Origin of the sequence: Gemella sp. GH3, assembly GCF_013415425.1 — a bacterium.
Taxonomy (GTDB): Bacteria; Bacillota; Bacilli; order Staphylococcales; family Gemellaceae; genus Gemelliphila.
This window is the reverse complement of the sequence record NZ_JACBYC010000093.1, coordinates 1-19,684: the sequence shown is the minus strand read 5'-3', so window position 1 is coordinate 19,684 and position 19,684 is coordinate 1. Positions and strand designations below refer to the sequence as shown.

General features: G+C 26.6%; 21 protein-coding genes and 1 riboswitch. Of the genes, 11 read left to right on the top strand and 10 right to left on the bottom strand.

Annotated features, from left to right (window positions below):
* Positions 1-358 precede the first annotated feature (358 nt).
* The gene (locus HZY83_RS03285; protein WP_179942650.1) at positions 359-499 is read left to right on the top strand and encodes a hypothetical protein; all 141 of its coding nucleotides are present in this window, start codon (positions 359-361) and stop codon (positions 497-499) included.
* Between the two features lie 72 nt (positions 500-571).
* Here HZY83_RS03285 and HZY83_RS03280 read toward each other — a convergent pair whose 3' ends face one another.
* Genes HZY83_RS03280 through HZY83_RS03270 form a run of 3 tightly spaced genes read right to left on the bottom strand, consistent with a single transcriptional unit; the run spans position 572 to position 3,055 of the window.
* Positions 572-1,303, bottom strand: coding sequence for an ATP-binding cassette domain-containing protein (locus HZY83_RS03280; RefSeq protein ID WP_179942649.1), 732 nt, complete (start codon positions 1,301-1,303; stop codon positions 572-574).
* On the bottom strand, positions 1,303-2,295 hold the full coding sequence (locus tag HZY83_RS03275) for an ABC transporter substrate-binding protein (protein WP_179942648.1): 993 nt from the start codon (positions 2,293-2,295) through the stop codon (positions 1,303-1,305). The genes HZY83_RS03280 and HZY83_RS03275 overlap by 1 nt, the downstream gene beginning before the upstream one ends.
* A complete protein-coding gene (locus HZY83_RS03270) occupies positions 2,276-3,055 on the bottom strand; it encodes an ABC transporter permease (protein ID WP_228098451.1) in 780 nt (259 codons plus the stop codon). Before HZY83_RS03270 ends, HZY83_RS03275 begins: the two co-directional genes overlap by 20 nt.
* 100 nt (positions 3,056-3,155) lie before the next feature.
* Positions 3,156-3,259, bottom strand: a riboswitch (TPP riboswitch).
* A gap of 165 nt (positions 3,260-3,424) precedes the next feature.
* On the opposite strand from HZY83_RS03270, the gene HZY83_RS03265 reads away from it, so the two are divergent.
* Genes HZY83_RS03265 through HZY83_RS03255 form a run of 3 tightly spaced genes read left to right on the top strand, consistent with a single transcriptional unit; the run spans position 3,425 to position 4,838 of the window.
* Complete coding sequence (locus tag HZY83_RS03265; protein WP_179942647.1) at positions 3,425-3,952, top strand: NYN domain-containing protein; 528 nt, start codon at positions 3,425-3,427, stop codon at positions 3,950-3,952.
* A 13-nt stretch (positions 3,953-3,965) separates the two neighbouring features.
* Positions 3,966-4,232 carry a GNAT family N-acetyltransferase gene (locus tag HZY83_RS03260; RefSeq protein ID WP_179942646.1) on the top strand — a complete coding sequence of 89 codons (267 nt, stop codon included), beginning with the start codon at positions 3,966-3,968 and terminating at the stop codon, positions 4,230-4,232.
* 30 nt (positions 4,233-4,262) lie between these two features.
* Positions 4,263-4,838: a DJ-1 family glyoxalase III gene (locus tag HZY83_RS03255; protein WP_179942645.1), complete on the top strand. Its 576-nt coding sequence runs from the start codon at positions 4,263-4,265 to the stop codon at positions 4,836-4,838.
* A gap of 172 nt (positions 4,839-5,010) precedes the next feature.
* On the opposite strand, the gene HZY83_RS08435 is transcribed toward HZY83_RS03255, so the two are convergent.
* The 7 genes from HZY83_RS08435 to HZY83_RS03225 all read right to left on the bottom strand — a co-directional run bounded on the left by HZY83_RS08435 (position 5,011) and on the right by HZY83_RS03225 (position 11,331).
* Complete coding sequence (locus HZY83_RS08435) at positions 5,011-5,139, bottom strand: hypothetical protein (protein WP_255460144.1); 129 nt, start codon at positions 5,137-5,139, stop codon at positions 5,011-5,013.
* 302 nt (positions 5,140-5,441) lie between these two features.
* Positions 5,442-6,665, bottom strand: coding sequence for an HD domain-containing protein (locus HZY83_RS03250; RefSeq protein ID WP_179942644.1), 1,224 nt, complete (start codon positions 6,663-6,665; stop codon positions 5,442-5,444).
* Positions 6,666-6,824: 159 nt separating this feature from the next.
* A complete protein-coding gene (locus HZY83_RS03245; RefSeq protein WP_179942643.1) occupies positions 6,825-7,169 on the bottom strand; it encodes a DUF6176 family protein in 345 nt (114 codons plus the stop codon).
* Positions 7,169-8,425, bottom strand: coding sequence for a Glu/Leu/Phe/Val family dehydrogenase (locus tag HZY83_RS03240; protein ID WP_179942642.1), 1,257 nt, complete (start codon positions 8,423-8,425; stop codon positions 7,169-7,171). The genes HZY83_RS03245 and HZY83_RS03240 overlap by 1 nt, the downstream gene beginning before the upstream one ends.
* 91 nt (positions 8,426-8,516) lie before the next feature.
* A complete protein-coding gene (gene hpf, locus HZY83_RS03235; protein ID WP_179942641.1) occupies positions 8,517-9,062 on the bottom strand; it encodes a ribosome hibernation-promoting factor, HPF/YfiA family in 546 nt (181 codons plus the stop codon).
* A gap of 138 nt (positions 9,063-9,200) precedes the next feature.
* Positions 9,201-9,800 (bottom strand): ComF family protein, encoded by a 600-nt coding sequence (locus HZY83_RS03230; protein WP_179942640.1) that lies wholly within the window; start codon positions 9,798-9,800, stop codon positions 9,201-9,203.
* A 4-nt stretch (positions 9,801-9,804) separates the two neighbouring features.
* Entirely contained in the window at positions 9,805-11,331 is a 1,527-nt protein-coding gene (locus HZY83_RS03225; protein WP_179942639.1) for a DEAD/DEAH box helicase, read from the bottom strand.
* 164 nt (positions 11,332-11,495) lie between these two features.
* On the opposite strand from HZY83_RS03225, the gene HZY83_RS03220 reads away from it, so the two are divergent.
* The 7 genes from HZY83_RS03220 (at position 11,496) to HZY83_RS03190 (ending at position 19,376) form a co-directional block, all read left to right on the top strand.
* On the top strand, positions 11,496-12,767 hold the full coding sequence (locus HZY83_RS03220) for an MFS transporter (RefSeq protein WP_228098450.1): 1,272 nt from the start codon (positions 11,496-11,498) through the stop codon (positions 12,765-12,767).
* Between the two features lie 171 nt (positions 12,768-12,938).
* Positions 12,939-13,940, top strand: coding sequence for a YybS family protein (locus HZY83_RS03215; protein WP_179942637.1), 1,002 nt, complete (start codon positions 12,939-12,941; stop codon positions 13,938-13,940).
* A gap of 1 nt (position 13,941) precedes the next feature.
* Positions 13,942-15,891, top strand: a complete 1,950-nt coding sequence (locus HZY83_RS03210) for a DHH family phosphoesterase (RefSeq protein ID WP_179942636.1) — start codon at positions 13,942-13,944, stop codon at positions 15,889-15,891.
* Between the two features lie 13 nt (positions 15,892-15,904).
* Positions 15,905-16,348: a 50S ribosomal protein L9 gene (gene rplI / locus HZY83_RS03205; protein ID WP_179942635.1), complete on the top strand. Its 444-nt coding sequence runs from the start codon at positions 15,905-15,907 to the stop codon at positions 16,346-16,348.
* Positions 16,349-16,463: 115 nt separating this feature from the next.
* The gene (gene dnaB / locus HZY83_RS03200) at positions 16,464-17,810 is read left to right on the top strand and encodes a replicative DNA helicase (RefSeq protein WP_179942634.1); all 1,347 of its coding nucleotides are present in this window, start codon (positions 16,464-16,466) and stop codon (positions 17,808-17,810) included.
* Positions 17,811-17,812: 2 nt separating this feature from the next.
* Positions 17,813-18,766: a signal peptide peptidase SppA gene (gene sppA / locus HZY83_RS03195; protein WP_179942633.1), complete on the top strand. Its 954-nt coding sequence runs from the start codon at positions 17,813-17,815 to the stop codon at positions 18,764-18,766.
* Positions 18,767-18,779: 13 nt separating this feature from the next.
* A complete protein-coding gene (locus HZY83_RS03190; protein WP_179942632.1) occupies positions 18,780-19,376 on the top strand; it encodes an RDD family protein in 597 nt (198 codons plus the stop codon).
* Positions 19,377-19,684 lie beyond the last annotated feature (308 nt).

Below are 19,684 nucleotides of genomic sequence, written 5' to 3'. Positions count from 1 at the left end.
TTATTAGTAATGTTTGTAAAAAAAGTTACAATGAAATAGTTGATGAAATGCAACATATTTTTTCGGATTATTGGCACAGGACTACCCCCTATTTTTTAAACGCTTTCTTTAGTTAATTGTAGCATATAGTTAAATGAAAAGCTATAATTTTGAACGATATAACAGAAAAAATAATAATTATAATTATTTTATTTGTTTGGTTGTTTAAATATAAATAATATTTTCAATTTTGTTTATAAGCATATTAATAAATAAAAAATTTATTTTATGATAAAATTGAGTTATTAGTTTTAAGGTAGGTATAATTATGAATTTAAATGATTTAAAAAATATTGCTTCAGATAAGGTAAAATAAATAGTGGAAGATAATGTAGAAAATATAGCTAATCAAGCTAAAGATAAATTTGCATCTGTTGTTTCTAACGACCAAGTAGATGGAGTAAAAGATAATATAAAGGATAAATTATCTAAAACAATAGAATCATTTTCAAAAAAATAATGAATATAAATAAAAGATATTTCCAAAGTAGTTTTTTTGGAAATATCTTTATTTTAATATTAGTTAAAATTTTTATTGAGTTACATTTTTTAATTTTTCTAGTATTAATTTTTTATATAGAACTTTTTGATAATCTATATCTTTGTTTTTTTCAAAGTTTATTATAATTTCATCTGTAATTTGTCCAGGCTTATTTTTTAGGATATAAATTCTATCACTAAGTGCTATTGCTTCATCGATGTCATGCGTAATTAATAGTGAAGATAAATTCATTTGTTTATGGATATTTAAATACCAATTATGAATATCTTCTTTAGTAATAGCATCCAAAGCACTAAAGGCTTCATCTAATAAAAATAATTTTTTACTTAGCATTATAGTTCTAAGAAGTGCAACTCGTTGTTTCATTCCACCGCTTAGTTGCGATGGAAATTTATCTTTATATAATTCAAGTTTAAACTTTTCAAGTTGCTTTGTAGCTTTTTTTAAAGCTTCTTTTTTATTCTCTCCATTTATTATTAATGGTAAAGCTACATTTTCTACAACTGTTTTATGTTCTATAAGTAAGTCTTTTTGAAGCATATAGCTAACTTTTCCTATAAAATTTTTGTCTCCATTAATTTCTATATTCCCTTTTTGTATAGGAATAATACCAGATACAATATTAAATATTGTTGATTTTCCAGCCCCACTAGTTCCAATAATTGAAACAAATTCTCCTTTTTTAATATGTATGTTTATATCTTTTATAATATCATCGTTATGATAGCTATAAGTAAGATTAGTTATTTTTAGTATATTCATTATTTCACGTATTCATTAGTAAATCCACTATCTTCTTGTAACTTGTTATCTATTATATTATTTTCGTTAATCCATTTGTAGAAGTTACTCCATCTAGTAGGATCTATTTCCCCCCATTTTTCTTTATTAGTAGCATATTGCTTAGAAAGATATTTTTGAGATTCTATAACAAATTCTCTCTTATTTTTTAATTCTGGCGAGTATTTTATAAGAATTTCTGCTGCTTCTTCTGGATTATCGATTGTATATTGATATCCTTTTTTTATCGCTTGGATAATTTTTTTAGCTTCGTCGTTATTATTCTTTAAATAATCGTTGTTAGCAATTATTATAGGTGAATAATAATTTAGGTTTTCGTTGTAATCTTTTAGATAGAAGAAGTTTGTATCAATATTTTGTTTTTTTGCCATAATTCCATCCCAACCATAATATATCCAAGATGCATCAAAAATATTGTTTTCTATGGAAGTTATAGAATTACTATCGCTGTTCGGTACTAATTTTATGTTATTGTAACTTCCGCCATTATTTTCTACTATATTTTTTATCATAGCTAGCTCTATAGGATCATTCCATGTTCCATATTTTTTACTTTCTAAATCTTTAGGTGAATTAATATTTTCGCTAGCTTTTGATATTATACCAGATGTATTGTTTTCAACAATTGCAGCTACCGCCGTAATCTTAGCTCCTTTTGCTAACTTATTAGCCATACTATCTTGGAAATAGATAGTGAATGGAGCTTTATTATTAATTACAAGATCAGATGAACTATCTTCTGGTGGTAATTTAACATCTAAATCAATCCCTATTTCTTTGAAGTATCCTTTTTCTTTAGCTACGTATAATCCTGTATGATTAGTATTTGGTGCCCAATCAAGTATGAAATCAACTTTTTTTAATTGAGTTTCTGTTTTTTCTTTGTTGTTTTGGCATGCAACTAAAGTAACCATTAATATAACAGTCATTATGCTATAAATTATTTTTTTCATTATTTTCTCCTATATATTTCCATGTGATAATTTTTTTTTCACTGACTTTAACTAAATACATACTAAAAATACTTATAAATGATATTAATATAATAATTGCAAACATTGTGTCGTATTGAAATAATTTTTTGGAACGAATCATATAAACTCCTAATCCTTCGAATCCACCAAGCCATTCAGAAACAACGGCAGCTATAAATGAGTATGAAACACTAACTCTTAGTCCAGCATAAAAATAAGATAGACTAGCAGGAAGTTTTAGATGGTATAATATTTGCAATTTGTTAGCGCCCATAACCCTAAGCAAATTAATTGTATCTTTATCAACATTTCTAAATCCGTCTAGCATACTAATTACAATAGGAAACGTTGTTGTTAATGTAATCAAAACTATTTTTGGTGTCATATCATAACCTAACCAAAGAACTAAAATAGGGGCTAATGCAACTGTAGGAATAGTTTGACTAATTATTAGTACAGGGTATATAGCTCGGTTTAAAGTTTTGAATAAATCCATAAAAATGGATAAAACAACAGCTATAACTATTCCGCAAATTAACCCTAAAATTGCTTCAATAATAGTAACTTTGCTATGAAAAATTAGTTCTTTATAATCTCGAAGAAAGGCATTTAATATTTCTAAAGGGGTAGGTATTATAAATTTAGGTAACAGTCCTAAATACCCTATCATTTGCCAAAATAATAACAGAAAAATTATAGTAATAATTTCAATATACTTATTAAAAAAATTTTTTATCAATAAAAACCTCCTATATTAAAAATATTCTATCACTACATTAGATAAATTTTTTAAATAAAAAAACTTCCTAAAGTAAGATACTTAATGGAAGTGTTGTAATGTCTATTGATTCCTATATACCTACGCTAGCATTACCTAGATCAGGTTCGGTCGAAACAAAAAAGTTTCCTCTCAGACTGTTCACAGACTCCCGTAATTATTAATATATCATATTTTGTAATGGAATACAAAAAAGTAGCTTGTGCATAGATGAGAATATATTATAAATTAATGTTAACTAAATAAATATATAATACAAATATTGTCATTATAGATAAAAATTTTTTAGTATGTTATAATGGTAAAAAATATTAGAGAGAATGTGATTTTTTGAAAAAGCAATATTTGTTAATAGATGGATATAATTTATTATTTAAGATGAAAGAATATAATAAAATAAAGAGTTCTACATTTTCTACAGAAAGAGATGTATTGATAGATATACTTAAAGATTATGCTTCTGGAAATAATTACGAGGTATATTGTGTTTTTGATGCTTATCAGAGTAGAAATAAAGAGTATATAAAAGAAGAGTATCCTATATTTATAGTTTATACTAAAACAGGAGAAAAAGCAGATCAATGGATAGAAGTTAAAACTAAGGAGCTATATGTAAATCATTTTGTAGATGTTATAGTAGTTAGTGATGATAGAGCAGAACGAGATAGTGCTTTGGGATACGGGGCTATATTAAGAGATTGTCACAGATTTATAAAGGATTTGTACGAAAGAAAAAATCAAGTATCTAACTACGCTAAAAAACATAATACAAATAAATTACAAAATAGACATATAAGAATGACTAATAAAGATAGGAAGAAATTAGAGCAATTTTTATTATATGGAAAGAAATTTTAAGGAGGATAAACTAATGGAATTTAGGTTAAATAGTACAGGGGAAAAATTATACTTTGGAGATAATGAAAACATTGCAAATATATATTTATTATTCCCTAAGAAATCTGATAAGGTTCAAGTTATAACAAAAATTTATGTAGATGAACAATATCGTGGACAAGGTATAGCAGGAAAGCTAATGGCTACTGTGGTAGAATATGCAAATAAAAATAATATAAAATTAGAAGCTACTTGTCCGTATGCAATATCTTGGTTTGAAAAAAATAATAAAGATAAATAATATATTTTTTGTATAGAGAGGATAAATAATATGTCTAAAAAAATAGCGTTTTTCATAGAGAATGGCAGTGAGGAATTAGAAATAATAGCTCCATTAGATATTTTAAGAAGAGGCGGAGTAGAAGTTGATTTAATAAGTGCAAATGATAAAGATAAAATAGTTAGTTCACATAATGTTAGTATATTAGTAGATAAAAAAATTAGTGATGTAGAAAATATATTAGATTATGATGGTATTGTAGTTCCAGGGGGTATGCCTGGTAGTGAATATTTAAAAAATAATTCTAAAGTTATACAATTTTTCAAAGATATGTATGAACAAAACAGATTAGTTGCTGCTATTTGTGCAGCTCCAATAGTTTTAGATGAAGCAGGTATTACAAAAGATAAGAAAGTAACTAGCTACCCAGGATTTGATAGTGAAATAGAGTACAAAGAATTTTCTAATAAAGATGCTGTAGTAGTTGATGGTAATGTTATAACTGCTCAAGGTCCAGCGTTAGCAATGTTATTTGGTTATGCTATATTAGAGTATTTACAAGGAGAAGATGCAAAAAATTCTGTAGCTAATCCGATGTTGATAGATGTTTTAAAAAATAATATATAATAAAAAGGGGCTAATCTCTAGCTCCTTTTATTATACTTAATTTAGAGGGAATATTATTAAATTAAAATGTATATTAAATACCCTCTAAAGTAAATTTTACAGAATTGGTCAACTAATCTTCTATAGTATTTATACAGGCGTAACTAATAGATTAGAATAGGGAAAATAAATTTTAGGTAACTACTCTTACTAAACTAGGAGTTGTATGAATTGATTCTAATTTAAAATATATTAAAAGAGTTGCTATTATTACAACTATTATTAAAATTATTAGTAACATTTCTATTCTATTGTTTTTCATAGTTCAATCCTCCAAATAAGTTTGTAGATTATATAATAAATGATTTTAGAAATAATGTTTAATAAGTATAATTATCTTTAAGTTAGAAAAGATATGCGTTAATATATTTTTCTTTAAGTATATGAATTATTATAAGTGGAAATGATGGTTAAAATTATTAGCAAATTTAAAAATATAGAAAAAGATTTTAAATAATATTTTTAAACATATATTATCTGTGTTTATTGTTATAGTAAATTCCTAATATAAAATTTATATCAGGAATTATTACTAGATACTATATTAATGTATAATGCTGAAACTTATATTATTTTTGGATAAAATATAGTTCCTTCTTTTTTTGTCTCACCTTTAGTAATAGATTCTACTATTGTACTAGCTTTTTCTAATTCAACTATTTCGTTATTTTTCTTTGCTATTAGGATTTTTTGTCCCTGGTAAGGAGAGTAGGGATTAGTTTCTATGTTATCTATTTTTAAATAATATTTTTCAGGATATCCATTTTTTTCTAAAAGATTTTTAACTTTTTCTAAATTTTTTTCTGAATAATCTTCGTATTCAAATAAATCTCTATTTAGCAGTCTTCTTGCCAAATCTTTAGCAACTTGATCTTTTTTATCTAAAATTAAATTGCAATAATAAAAGATGGTACTTTCATCTAACTTATAATATTCTTCTTCAGTTACTTCTTTTTTCTCTAAAAATGGAATTATAAAATCTAAGTTTTGAAAATATTTCTTATCTTCTTTGTAAATATCTTTTAATCGTGTGAATAACTGTATAAAGATAGCTTCGTAGCTACGTGCTACAGGATGAAAATATACTTGCCAATACATTTGATATCTAGCCATAATGTAGTCTTCGACACTGTGTATTCCTGATTCTTTAGTAACAATATATTTTTTACCATCAGAATGTTCACGAACTCGTAAAGTTCTTAGTATTCTCTCTAAGTCAAATTGACCATAACTTGTTGCAGAAAAGTATGAATCTCTGAGTAGATAGTCCATTCTATCAGCATCAAGCTGAGCAGAGACAATTTGGTTTAATAAATCATTTTTATGTTTGTGTTGAATTATATCTACTACATTGTTAGCTAATTTTTGTGAAACTTTATTTAAAACTTTATTAATTTCAGTATTTCCTAAAATTATTTTTGCAGTATAGTCCTCATGGCTATGACTTGTTACTTGTTCAAAAGCGTGAGAGAATGGACCATGTCCAATATCATGAAGTAGGGCAGCTAACATAACAGATATTTTGTCATATTCACTAACCTCTGATTGTAATGATTTTATTTCATTTACCATTCTTCTTACAATTTCATAGACTCCTAATGAATGAGTAAATCGAGAATGTTCAGCACTGGGATATACTTGAAAATCGCCACCTAATTGTCTAATTCTTCTTAGTCTTTGAAATTCTTTTGTATCTATAGCTTCCCAAATAACTTTATATTCTATATTTATATATCCGTGAATAGGATCACGAATAACTTTTCGTTCTGATAGCTTTTCTAATTCCATATTTCCCTCCTTGATTTTTATGATAATATTAATACATATAATACCATTATACAAGCAATGTAAAACATTTTCAATATTAAATAAGTGTACATAATTTTAGGGTTTATTCTATTAAATTTAAATAGAACTATCAGCAAGTTCTGATAGTCCTATTTGTAATTATTTCATATGTTTACTTATTTTAGTTGGGATCATGACAACTTCAGTATTTAAGTCTTTAGGTGTAAATGTAGGATCTATACATTCTTCCCAATACTCTAAATGTTTTTTATCTACCCAATGTTCTGAACTCTCTACATCTTCTCCATTTTCTCCCTGAACACTGTACCAATAAAGATATTCTTCACCATTTAAAGTTTCTCTAAAAATAGTTTCTACGTACATTTTTTCACGTTCTAGTGTTAATAATACATCTTTCATATTTTCGTTCAAAAATGTCATCCATTCATCTACTTTTTTTGATTTATTAGGTAAAACTCTAAATCTTGTTATTTCAACTATCATTAAATTTGTCCTTTCAGTTTCATATTATTAACTATTTTTTCTATAGAATAGATGTATGCAGCTTCTCTAAAAGATACATTGAATCTATCTTTTACTTTCCAAATATCCTCGAATGATATTTTCATAATTTTATCTTGACGGGTAACTACTTCATCTTCAGACCAGTAGTATCCTTGAAGATTTTGAACCCATTCAAAGTAAGATACAGTTACACCGCCACTATTTGCTAAGATATCTGGAACAGTAATAATACCTTTTTCATTTAATATCTTATCTCCTTCTAGAGTTATTGGTCCATTGGCACCCTCTGAGATAATTTTAGCCTTAATAATTTTAGCTTCTTTGGCATCTATAGAATTTTCCAGAGCAGACGGGCATAAAACATCAACCTCTAAAGCCCAAAACTCTTCTAAAGTCAAACGTTTAGTATTTTCTAACTTCTGGAAACGAATTTTATTATCTTTACAGTGTTTTAACTCTTCATAAGTTAAGCCTTCTTCACGATATACAGCATATTGAACACCATTATCATCACGCTCTGTAACTGCTACTACTTTTGCTCCATATTCAATTAAAGTTTTTACAGCGTAGCTACCGACATTTCCGAATCCTTGAACAGCTGAAGTAGTATCTTTAATATCTTTTCCTAGTTTTTCTAATGCTAATTTTGCACTAAAGGCTACCCCGTGTCCCGTAGCTGCTGTTCTTCCTAGAGATCCACCAAGTTCGATAGGTTTACCTGTAAATGTTCCTAAAGCATGTTCTCCAGTTAATACATTATACTCATCAATCATCCAAGACATAATTTTTCCGTTAGTATTTACGTCAGGAGCAGGAATATCTTGTTTTTCTCCAATATATTTATAGATACCACGAACAAAGCTACGTGATAAATTTTCTAATTCTGTTTTTGATAAATCTTTTGGATCAACTATAATTCCACCTTTACCTCCACCATAAGGGAGATTTGCTACAGCACATTTAAAGGTCATCCAAATAGATAAAGCTTTTACTTCATCTCTAGTTACTAGGGGATGAAATCTTAAACCACCTTTAGTAGGTCCTAGTGCATCATTATGTTGCGAACGAAAAGCAGTAAAATATTTTGTACTGCCATCGTCCATTTTTACTGGTAAGTTTAATTCTATAAATCTTTTAGGTTCTTTTAGTGCCTGATAGACGTCATCTCCATACCCTAAAATATTGCACGCTTTTTTTATTTGTTCTCTAGCATTAATTAATGGATTGTTATTCATATATATTCTCCTTTTTTATTTAAGAAAAAAGACTCAAGAAAATATTACATTATAAAAAGGATACTTTATTTTCTTAAGTCTTTAATTTATATTACTTTTCTAACTCTAAAACTCCGTAATTACCATCTTTTCGACGATATACTATAGCAAATTCAGTAGTAGCTTCGTCAACGAAAACAAAGAAATCATGACCTAAAAGTTCCATTTGTAAAATAGCTTCTTCTTTATTCATAACATTGGCTGGAACTCTTTTTGTTTTAACAAATTCTAAAGTTTCCTCAGGTGTTTCCTCAAGTTCTGTAGTTAAAACTTCTTCAACTATAGAACCTTTTTCACGGCTCTTTCTATTAATTTTAGTTTTATATTTTCTCATTTGGCGTTCTAATTTATCTACAACTAAATCTACAGCTGCATATAAATCAGCATGGCTTTCTTCTGCGCGAAGTGTAACTCCTTTTAGAGGGACAGTAACCTCAATTTTTTTATTGCCATTTTTGTATACTTTTGCATTTGCGTATACATTAGCATCGATTTCATTAGAGAAATATTTTTCTAATTTTGAAACTTTATTTTCTACATATTCTCTAATAGCTTGAGTAATTTCTAAATTTTCTCCTCTTACTTGATATCTTAGCATAGTAAGCACTCCTTCCATTTGAGTAGTAAAATCTACTCTGAGATAATAAATATCTCTATGTAATTTTATATTTATATTATAGCATTTTTTGAAAACAATATCAATATATTTTCGAAAACAATACCATTTCTAATTTCATTATATAGTTTTTGCTAAGGTTAGAAAGGATATATTAACATTAGGATTTACTTTTTCAAGTTCTTTAGCTAGGGAAATTAGTGTATTTCCACTAGTAAATATATCGTCTATTATCAAAATATTTTTCTTATTCTTTACTAATTCTATTTTATTATCAAGTATAGAGAAGCTATGTTCGGTACGTTGTTTAAGTAATTGAGATTGTTTTGGTCGATAACTAGCATAAAATATTTTTTCATAAGAAATATTACATATATTGCAAATAATTTCTATTTGATTAAATCCTCTTATAGATTCTCTAATTATGTTAGAGGGAACTATTGTAATTAAATCAAAACTGTTGTATTTGTTTTTGAATAGTTTGAATAAATAAGTAAATTTCTTAGAATATTCTACATTTTTATAATATTTTATGTTATAAATATCATTTTTAATATTATTGTAAGTAGAAAAGTAAAACAGAGTATATTTATCCAGTTTTATAGTGAAAATATTGAGCTTTTCACTGCAATTTTTACAGAAATATATGTTATTTCTTATGAACAAATTTTTAAATGAAATTTTATCTTGTATATTTGCTGAACAATATTTACAAATCATAATATCACCTACATAATTTTTTGTGTTTTGCTAGAGCATTCATATATTTAATTTCTTTAATAGCTGATTTAATAGCTTTATTCTTTTTATTTGAGCAAAATATTATAGTGCCTTGTGGATCATAGTCCTTTCTTCCGACACGTCCAGATATTTGTATTAATGCTTCTTTTGTAAAATGACTATGATCTGCTTCTAGAACAATTACATCTAGGTAATCAAAAGTAACACCTCTTTCTAAAATAGTAGTAGTAACTAGAATATCTAATTTTTTTGTATACATATTAGAAATTTTCTCTTTTCTTTTTGGATCTATACTGCTTACGCAATCAATTTTGTTATAATAATTTTTTAAAAAGTCTACTACTTCTTTTAACATATCTATTTTAGGAACAAAAATTAAAACACGTCTGTTATTTTTTAACGAGCTATCTATAAATTTTAAGACAATCTTATCTTTAAATTTACTCTTATATACTTTAGGAACAGGAAGTAAATGTTTATGGTATCTAATGGGAAGTTTGAATATATTATCTACAGATTTTTGAATTTTTTTGGAAGGTGTAGCAGATAGGAATACTAGGGGAGAATTTTCTTTTAATGACTTTAAGGGAGAATATTCTAGAACATCATTCCCATTGTAGGGAAATGCGTCAACTTCATCAACAATAATTAAGTCAAAAAATTTATAATAATATATTAATTGATGCGTAGTCATTATATATAAATTAGAGTTAGTAAATTGTTTGTCATCACCTGTTATAATATTAACGTTCATATTGAAATCATTTTTTATTCTATTTGCTAATTCATTTACAATATCTTTTCTAGGGATAGCCACACAAACTATTTTATTTTTGTTTAATAGATGTATGAGTGTTTCATAAATTATTTCTGTTTTTCCTGCTCCACATACAGCCCATACCAACGATTTTTCTCCATTAATTGTAGAATTTAATATTTGTTTAGAAATTTTTTTCTGTTCTGTACTTAATAATTTGTTAGGAAATGTTAAATTTTGAACACAACTTTTTATAGGAAAGTTAAGTGAGAAATGATACGTGAGATTATCGTTAGTTAAGTTAGTTGCACACTTTTTACAATATGTAATATTTTTTTTAAAACTATTGTTGTAGGAGAAAAATAAATTTTGAGTTTTATTGCCACAATATTTACAGAAGAAGTTATTTTTGTCTTTTGCTACTAGAAGAACAGGGGTTACGTGAGGAGAGTTATTTAATAAATCTATTTTTACTTTTTTATTAAGTAAATATTCTATACTAAGTAGTTTGCCGTTATTTTCTAAAATAAATTTATTATCAATATTATTTTTATGGGTAATTTCTTTATTGTTTTGGCGTAAAGAATTATTTAGATTAAAGAAAATTTCTTCGAAATCTTCGCTATGTTCACCAAATTTTTTGTATTCATCAAAGATTTTATCTAATAAATCAATCTTAATGTTTAATTCATAATTACTAAAATAAACGTTATACAAAGAAGAAATAAATTCTGATTGTCGTTTATAGTACATACTATCACTCCTTAATTTAATTATACAAAAATTTATAATAACTAGCTAACTAAAAGATGTAATATTCTATAATAATTTCTATTAATTGATAATATTTTGTGGTAGAGAAATTAATAATTATGATATAATTGTTAAGTGCAAAATATATAAAAAAGAGAGGATTGATGTCAATTAAAATTTTAATTTCGTTTTTTATGATATTTTTTATACTAGGAATAGTTATTTATTTAACGAAAAAATATAAACTTTCAAAAGATCAAATTTTAATATTTAGCGTATTAGTTTTATTTTGGTCTATTTTAAGTATAATAAGAGCTTATAGAAAATTATATGCTATAACTCCTATAGAACAAGGAGGATTATCATTAAGCGCTGAGCTAGCTGCTCAAATAGCTGCAGCTTATGGTTTAATTAGTTTTTTATTTAGACTACCTATGTTCTTTATGAGTGATTTATTCAAGAAAAGAAGAATTTTTGTTCAACTAGCATTGTTTATGTTAGTAATATCTTCTGTAGCTGTATTTTATAATGCTAGCTATACAACATTGTATTTTTCTTCTTTGGCATTAGGGTTAGGTGCTACTATGCTAGCTATGTTTAATGTTATTTTTTCAGAAACATTTTCTAAGGATAGAGCAGTAATATCAGTATCTATTTTATCTGCTGCACCTCTATTAGCAGAATTTATAGCAGCTCCTATTCAATATTTGTTTACTTTCGGAGAATACAAATATTATAACTATATGTGGTTATTAGCAGGAATAATGGCGATGATAGCATTATTACTTAGTTTTCAAATGAAAGATTATGTAGAGAAAAATAAATCATTCTCTTTCGAAAAAGTTAAAGTTGTATTGAAGCATAAAAGTTTCTTATATCTGTGTCTATTAGCATTATTGTTATCTTTTATTAAATTTTCAACTAGTGGGGCAAATATGCTTGCTTATGGAAAAACTGAGCTTAATATGAATGCTGCGATGTTAGCGTATATGGATACTGTTTTTGCTGTTCCTCAATTAATATCTGGTATTTTAGTAGGGACGTATTTTTCTAGAAAACTAGGCATTCAAAAAACATTGTTGCTATTATTTTCAACATCTATATTATTCTTTGTGATAGTATTACATATAGATAATCCTTATATAATTTATTTTAGCTATTTGTTAAATGGGTTCTTTTATGGTGGTGTTTATAACATATTAATATCTATGGCTATGCAATATTTTGATAGAGAATATCGTAGTGTTAGTATGGGAATATATCAGGCATTCTTCGCTGTAGGTATCTATTACGGAGATTATGTTTATGTTTGGATTTCACGCCATGTTAAGAGTGGATTATTAGGATTTGAACAAAGTAAATCAATATTTTTAATAACATTAATATTGACTGTTATTAGTATGATTTTAGTAAAGATAAAGATTAAAGATAATTAAAAATTAAAGATATTTTGATAATTAACTGAAAAGTTATAATCAAAATATCTTTTTTATTAAGTTATTTTACTCTTAACTAGAAAAATAACTTAAAATTGTGTATAATGAACTAATAAAAAATATATTTTAAGTTGTACTTGGTACAAGTAAAATTTTAAGGAGGCAGACGTATTGTCAGAAAAAGTTTCCGATTTTGAACTGCAATTAAGAAATATAATTTTGAGCAAATCTTTTTTCTTCAAAGAACCTCAAAAAGATAGAATAATAATTTATTCGATACTATACATACTATTTATTATGTTAGGGTCATTTTTTAATTTATTGTTATTATCTGTTGTGATTGTTACTCCTATGTTAACCTATGTACTAGGTGCAAAAGGATTAAAAGTTTTCGTACCTTTATCTATAGTAGGTACTATCGTATCGTTATTAATTAGTGATTTTTACGGAGCGTTTTGGGTAGTATTACACGTATTTATTTCGTTAATGATATATCTATCTCTTATAAACAGACTGTCTAAATTAACTATAGTTATTTACACATCAAGTTTTTTATTTGTGTTGATAACTATATTTGGATTTATGTTAATAAAATTAGGATATATTAATTTTAATCCTGATGCTATTAAAAATTTTATTTATTCTTATGTTGATAATGTAGCCAGTTTACAACCAGAGGTTGATAAAGATTTATTACTACATAGCTTTGAAAGTATTAATTTATACTTATCATCTTTAGTAGCTATAAGTTTAGCTATTTATAGTTTTCTTTTGGTACATTATACTTTAAAATTTTTAGGGAAGAGTAGAGTAATAATACCTGTTTTTCCAAGATTAGGCACATTAGTAACAACTAGAAAAATTAGTTTGATGTATATTTTACTTTTATTTTTATCAGTCGTTACAAGTATATATTTTACTGGGAATGAATATACTATGTTAGTTATATTACTTAGTAACTTGATAGCTGTAACACGTTGGATTTTTGTTTTTAATGGAGCAAATACAATAGCTTTCTTTGTAGGTATAACTGGGAAAAAATTAACTCCTATTTTTAAATTATTGTTGTTTGTAGCTATGTATATTTTTAATCCTATGTTTGAAATTATAGGTTTGATTGATGGCTTATTTAGTTTGCGTGAGCGTTATATAAAAATGCAAGGAGGTAAGTAGTATGAAAAAAGGAATTATATATTTAATATTTACTATATCTGTACTTTTCATAGGAGCGGTTTTAATGTTCATAAAAGATTTATATAGTTTCTTTATTTACCTTGCCATATTAATAGGAGTTTCCATACCTATTTATTTATACGGAAGAAAAATAGAAGAAAATAATAACTCTTATATTAATGAAATAACAGATAGAATAAAAGATTCTTCAGAACAAGGTTTAAATAAGTTCCCAATAGGTATAGTTATAATAGATAATAATACCAAGATAGAATGGGTAAACAACTATATATATAAGCACCTAGGATTAGAAAATATTATAGGTAAAGATATATTAGAAATTGTTCCCGAAATAGAACCTTTATTTGGATTAGAGACAGTAACTGATAATCAATTTATTATTGGAGATAAATATTATAAAGTTAGTTATCAAAAAGATAGTGGTTATATTTATTTCTTCGATATAACAGACATCAAAGTAATAATGCAGAAATTTAAGAATACTAGACCAGCAATTATGACAATTAACTTAGATAACTACGAGGAAATAAAGAATGATTTAGATGATTATGTAGCTAGTAGATTAGACTCTAAGATTACTAGCCTACTAACAGAATGGTCTAGAAAATATGGTATATATCTTAAGAGAATTGATGAAGATAGATTTTTAGGATTGGCCAACGTAAAAGATTTGAAGGAAATAGAGAAGGAAAAGTTTGTTATTCTTGATGATATTAGAAATCTAAAAGAAGATTTTGATTCTCAAATAACGTTGAGTATTGGAGTAGGAATAGGAACTGATTTTTTACCAGAATTAGGAGAACTTTCAAAAACAGCACTTGACTTATCATTAGGACGAGGAGGAGATCAAGTAGCGATAAAAGAAGTTGATGGTACTATAAGACTTTTTGGAGGAAAAACAAACCCCCAAGAAAAGAGAACAAGAATAAAAGCTAGAGTAATTTCTAATGCACTATCTGATATTATTAAAGAAAGTGATAGAATTATAGTAATGGGACATAAAAATCCAGATTTTGATTCTATCGGAGCTTGTATAGGTATTTATGAGTTTGCAAAACTGAATAATAGAGAATGTTATGTAGTCCTTAATGATAGCGACATTGATGAAACTATATCTAAGATAATGTTAGAAGTAGAAAATGAATCTACACTAAGACAAATATTTATAACAAATGATGAAGCTTGGGATTTAATGACAATTCAAACTACTTTAGTAATAGTAGATACATCAGATCCAAATAGAGTAATTGATATAGGATTATTGACAAAAGCTACCAAAAAAGTTGTAATAGATCATCATAGACGTGGAGAAGATATAATAGCAAAACCGCTTCTTACATACATAGAACCATATGCTTCTTCTGCCTCAGAACTTATTGCTGAGATTATTGAATATCAATCAAAAAATACAAAAATAATGCCTATATCTGCAACAATAATGTTAGGAGGTATAGTCGTAGATTCACAGAACTTTTCAATTAGGACAGGATCAAGAACTTTTGATGCTGCTGCATATTTAAGAAGTAATGGTGCAGATCCTATAAAAGTAAAAACGATATTAAAAGAGCCTATAGAGAATTTTAGAAATAGAGCAGAAATTATTAGTAACTCGTACTCTGTTGCAGATAATGTAGTAGTATCAGTGGCACCTTACGATAAAACATACACTAATGTAATGCTTGCTCAAAGTGCAGATGCTTTGCTTACTATTAAAGATATAGAAGCTAGCTTTGTTGTAGGAAGGTTAAGTGATAAAAAAATAGGTATCTCAGCAAGATCATTAGGAAATATGAATGTTCAATTAGTTATGGAGCAATTAGGAGGAGGAGGGCATCTTTCTAATGCAGCTACACAAATAGAGAGTAATAACTTAGAAGAGGTTAAAGATAGTTTAATAGAAAAAATAAATGAAATTTTATTAGAAAATTAGAGAGGTAATCATTATGAAAGTTATATTTATAGAAGATGTAAAAGGAAAAGGGAAAAAAGGAGAAGTAAAAGAAATAGCAGATGGATATGCTAAATTTCTTTTATCTAACAAAAAAGTATTAGAAGCTAATAAGGCTAATATGGCTGCTTTACAAGGACAACAAAAGAGACAAGAAAAAGATAGAAAAGAAGAGTTAGAACAAGCTAAAAAACTAGAAAAAGAATTAGCAAATTTAGAAGTGAAAATACTTGTTAAAGCAGGAGAAGGAGGAAGACTATTTGGTTCAGTTTCTTCAAAGCAGATAGTTGAAGAGTTAAGGAAACAACATAACATAAAAGTAGATAAGAAAAAAACAGATCTTCCACAAGGTATTCAATCATTAGGATATACAAATGTTAAGATTAAACTACATAATGAAGTTCAAGGAATAATTAAAGTGCATGTAGTTGAGAAATAACATAATTAAATTTATTTTGATTATATGATATTATGAGTAGACTACAATTTTTAAAATATGTAGTTTACTCATATTTGTAAATAATAATTATTTATCATAGTGAGGAGAGTGAATTATGCAATATGAACATATTATAGCTGCAGAAAAATCTGTCTTAGGTGCTCTTATGATTGATCCAGAAAAACTAGTAGAAGTTAGAGGTATACTAGATGAAGATGATTTTCTTGATAAAAAAAATAAAGAAATATATAGAGCGATAATTAAGCTTAATGATGAAAATATAGAAGCTGATACAACAACAATATTTAATGAAATATACTCAAAGGGAGAATTTAAAAATATAGATGCTTCATTATATATAGTAGAAGTATATGAAGCTACTCCTACTGCTAGAAATATTAGTCATTATGCAAATATAGTAAAAAGAAATTCTTTATATAGAGAAGTAAAATCTGTGCTTGTTGACAATATGCAGAAAATGAATGATGGTGTTGCAGACTTGGATTATGTAGTATCTACAGTTGTTGACCAAATAGAAAGAGTCACAGAAAAAGCTAAAACATCAAAATTTAAAGAAATCCAGGATGTTACAAAAGAAGTTTTTGATGAGATTATAGCAAAGATGCAAGGTGAAGGGAAAAATATGTCCATACCTACAGGTTTTGCATCTTTAGATGGAGTATTACACGGTTTTTCAAAAGGAGATTTAATTATCTTAGCTGCAAGACCATCAATGGGGAAAACAGCTTTTGCATTAAATATTGCATTAAATGTTGCAGGAAGAACTAAAAATATAGAAGAGAAGAAAACAGTAGCGTTATTTTCTTTAGAAATGGGTGCTGATCAATTAGTTTCTCGTATGTTATGTAGTGAAGGAATGATTGATTCAGAAAAAATCCGCTCTGGGAAAATGGATCAAGATGATTTACAAGCTCTAGAATATGGAGTTAGATTTTTAAACGAGAAGCAAATATATATAGACGATAGTGCTTTTATTAAGGTTAATGAGATAAAAGCTAAATGCAAAGCACTAAAAAATGATGTTGGATTAGATATTGTTATAATAGATTATCTACAACTTTTACAAGCTTCTAGAAAATCAGATAACAGACAACAAGAAGTTTCGGAAATATCAAGAAGTCTAAAACAGATGGCTAGAGAATTAGAGTGTCCAGTTATAGCATTATCACAATTATCGAGGAGTGTAGAATCTAGACAAGATAAAAGACCTATGATGAGTGATCTTAGAGAGTCTGGAAGTATTGAGCAAGATGCTGATATAGTCTCTTTTTTGTATCGTGATGATTACTACAATAGAGATGATAATGAAGAAGATTCTAATAAAGATGTTACTACTATTGAAGTTATAGTAGCGAAGCATAGAAATGGATCGACAGGAACTGCAGAATTAGCATTTTTGAAAAAATATAATAAATTTGTTGGAAAACAACAAGGAGGATAAGAATGAATAAAAAACATAAAAGGCTACTAGCTTTAGGCGTAACTGTATTACTTGTAGTATTTTCTGCATTATTAGGTACTAAATCTTCATCAAATGATAGTCAAAATATAGCTTCTTTTGATATAACTAGTGGAGATAAGAGAATATTAGTTAATGGAGATAGCTCTAATATTATCCAGAAAATAACTGTTAAAGGAACTATTGATGAAGAAATGATAGATAGTAATAAAAAATATTCTATTATAAATCAAATTAATATAGCAAAATCTGATCCTTCGGTTAAAGCCATATTACTTTCTGTTAACTCACCTGGTGGAGGAGTTTATGAAAGTAGTGAAATATATAATGCACTTTTAAATAGTGGAAAAGATGTATATGTTTCTATGAAACAAACAGCTGCTTCAGGAGGATACTATATATCTATGGCTTCTAAAAAAATATTTGCAAGTGAGGAAACTATAACTGGATCTTTAGGAGTAATTATTAGTAGTTTATCAGCTCAAAAATTTTTAGAAGATAATGGTATAAAAAATCAAGTTATTCGTTCTGGCGATCAGAAAGCTGTAGGTGGACTAGCAGAGGATTTGCCAGAATCTACTATAGATATATATAGACAACTAAATAAAGAATCTTATGATAGATTTATAGATGTTATAGTTAAGGGACGTAATATGTCTAAAGATGAAGTTTTGAAATTAGCTGATGGGAGAATATATAGCGGTAAGCAAGCTAAAGATAATGGGCTTATAGATCAGATAGGAACTGAAGAAGAGTTAATAAAAGAAATTTCTATAGAAAAAGACATTACAAATCCGCAAGTTATAGAATATCAGTCAGGAGAAGTTAATGGTTTATTTAGAAGTATTATAAAAAGTATTTCTAAAGATATGGTATCTGAATTACAAAAATTATCAGCAAGTAATACAGAAATTCCAACAAGAAATTATCTAGGATAAGGGGTTGATGTATATGACAAATAAGGTTGACAATAATTTTTCGTTTGAAAATATAGATATAGAAGAAAATATTGAAATAGAAACAAATAATAAAAATAACTCTTCTGGAGTTGTTGCAGCAACTATAGATGACTATGTGAAAATATCTAAGAATTTTTATGCTGGATTTTGGATAAGAATTTTTGCTTTCATTATTGACTGTATAATTATATTTTGTTTAGGAACGATTCTTAATACTATAACTTTTGGTTTATTAGATATACATTTACCTTATAATATATCTGATCAAACTTTGATTTTTGTACTAACATATTATTTATATTTCCTTTTAATGACATACATTTTATCTCAAACTCTAGGTAAAATGATTATTGGAGTTAAAGTTGAAAAAAATGTAGGTGGGAAATTATCGTTTATAGATGCTTTTTTTAGAGAAGTTATAGGACGATACATAACTATTACATTGCTTTTTTTACCTTTCTTATCAGTTATTTTTACTTCTAAGAAAAAAGCTTTGCATGATTATATAGCAGATAGCGTGGTTGTAAAAGAGGATTTTTCTAATTTTAGAATGAAATTAAATAAGGCAATTAAAGAAATAAAGCAATAAAATATTTAAGAAATAAAGGAAGAAGATTTACGAAGAATTTTTATAGTTTTTCAAATGGCAAATATTATGTCTTCGTAAATTTTCTTTATTTTATATTATAATATTATTATTTATAATTATGGAGGAGAAAATGTCGAATATAGAAAATTTATTTCATAAGATAGATGATAAAGTATTATCTAATATTGCAAAAGAAAAAGGTAATTATTTACAAGGGTTAGCAAATTATATAGAAAATTTATTTCATAAGATAGATGATAAAGTATTATCTAATATTGCAAAAGAAAAAGGTAATTATTTACAAGGGT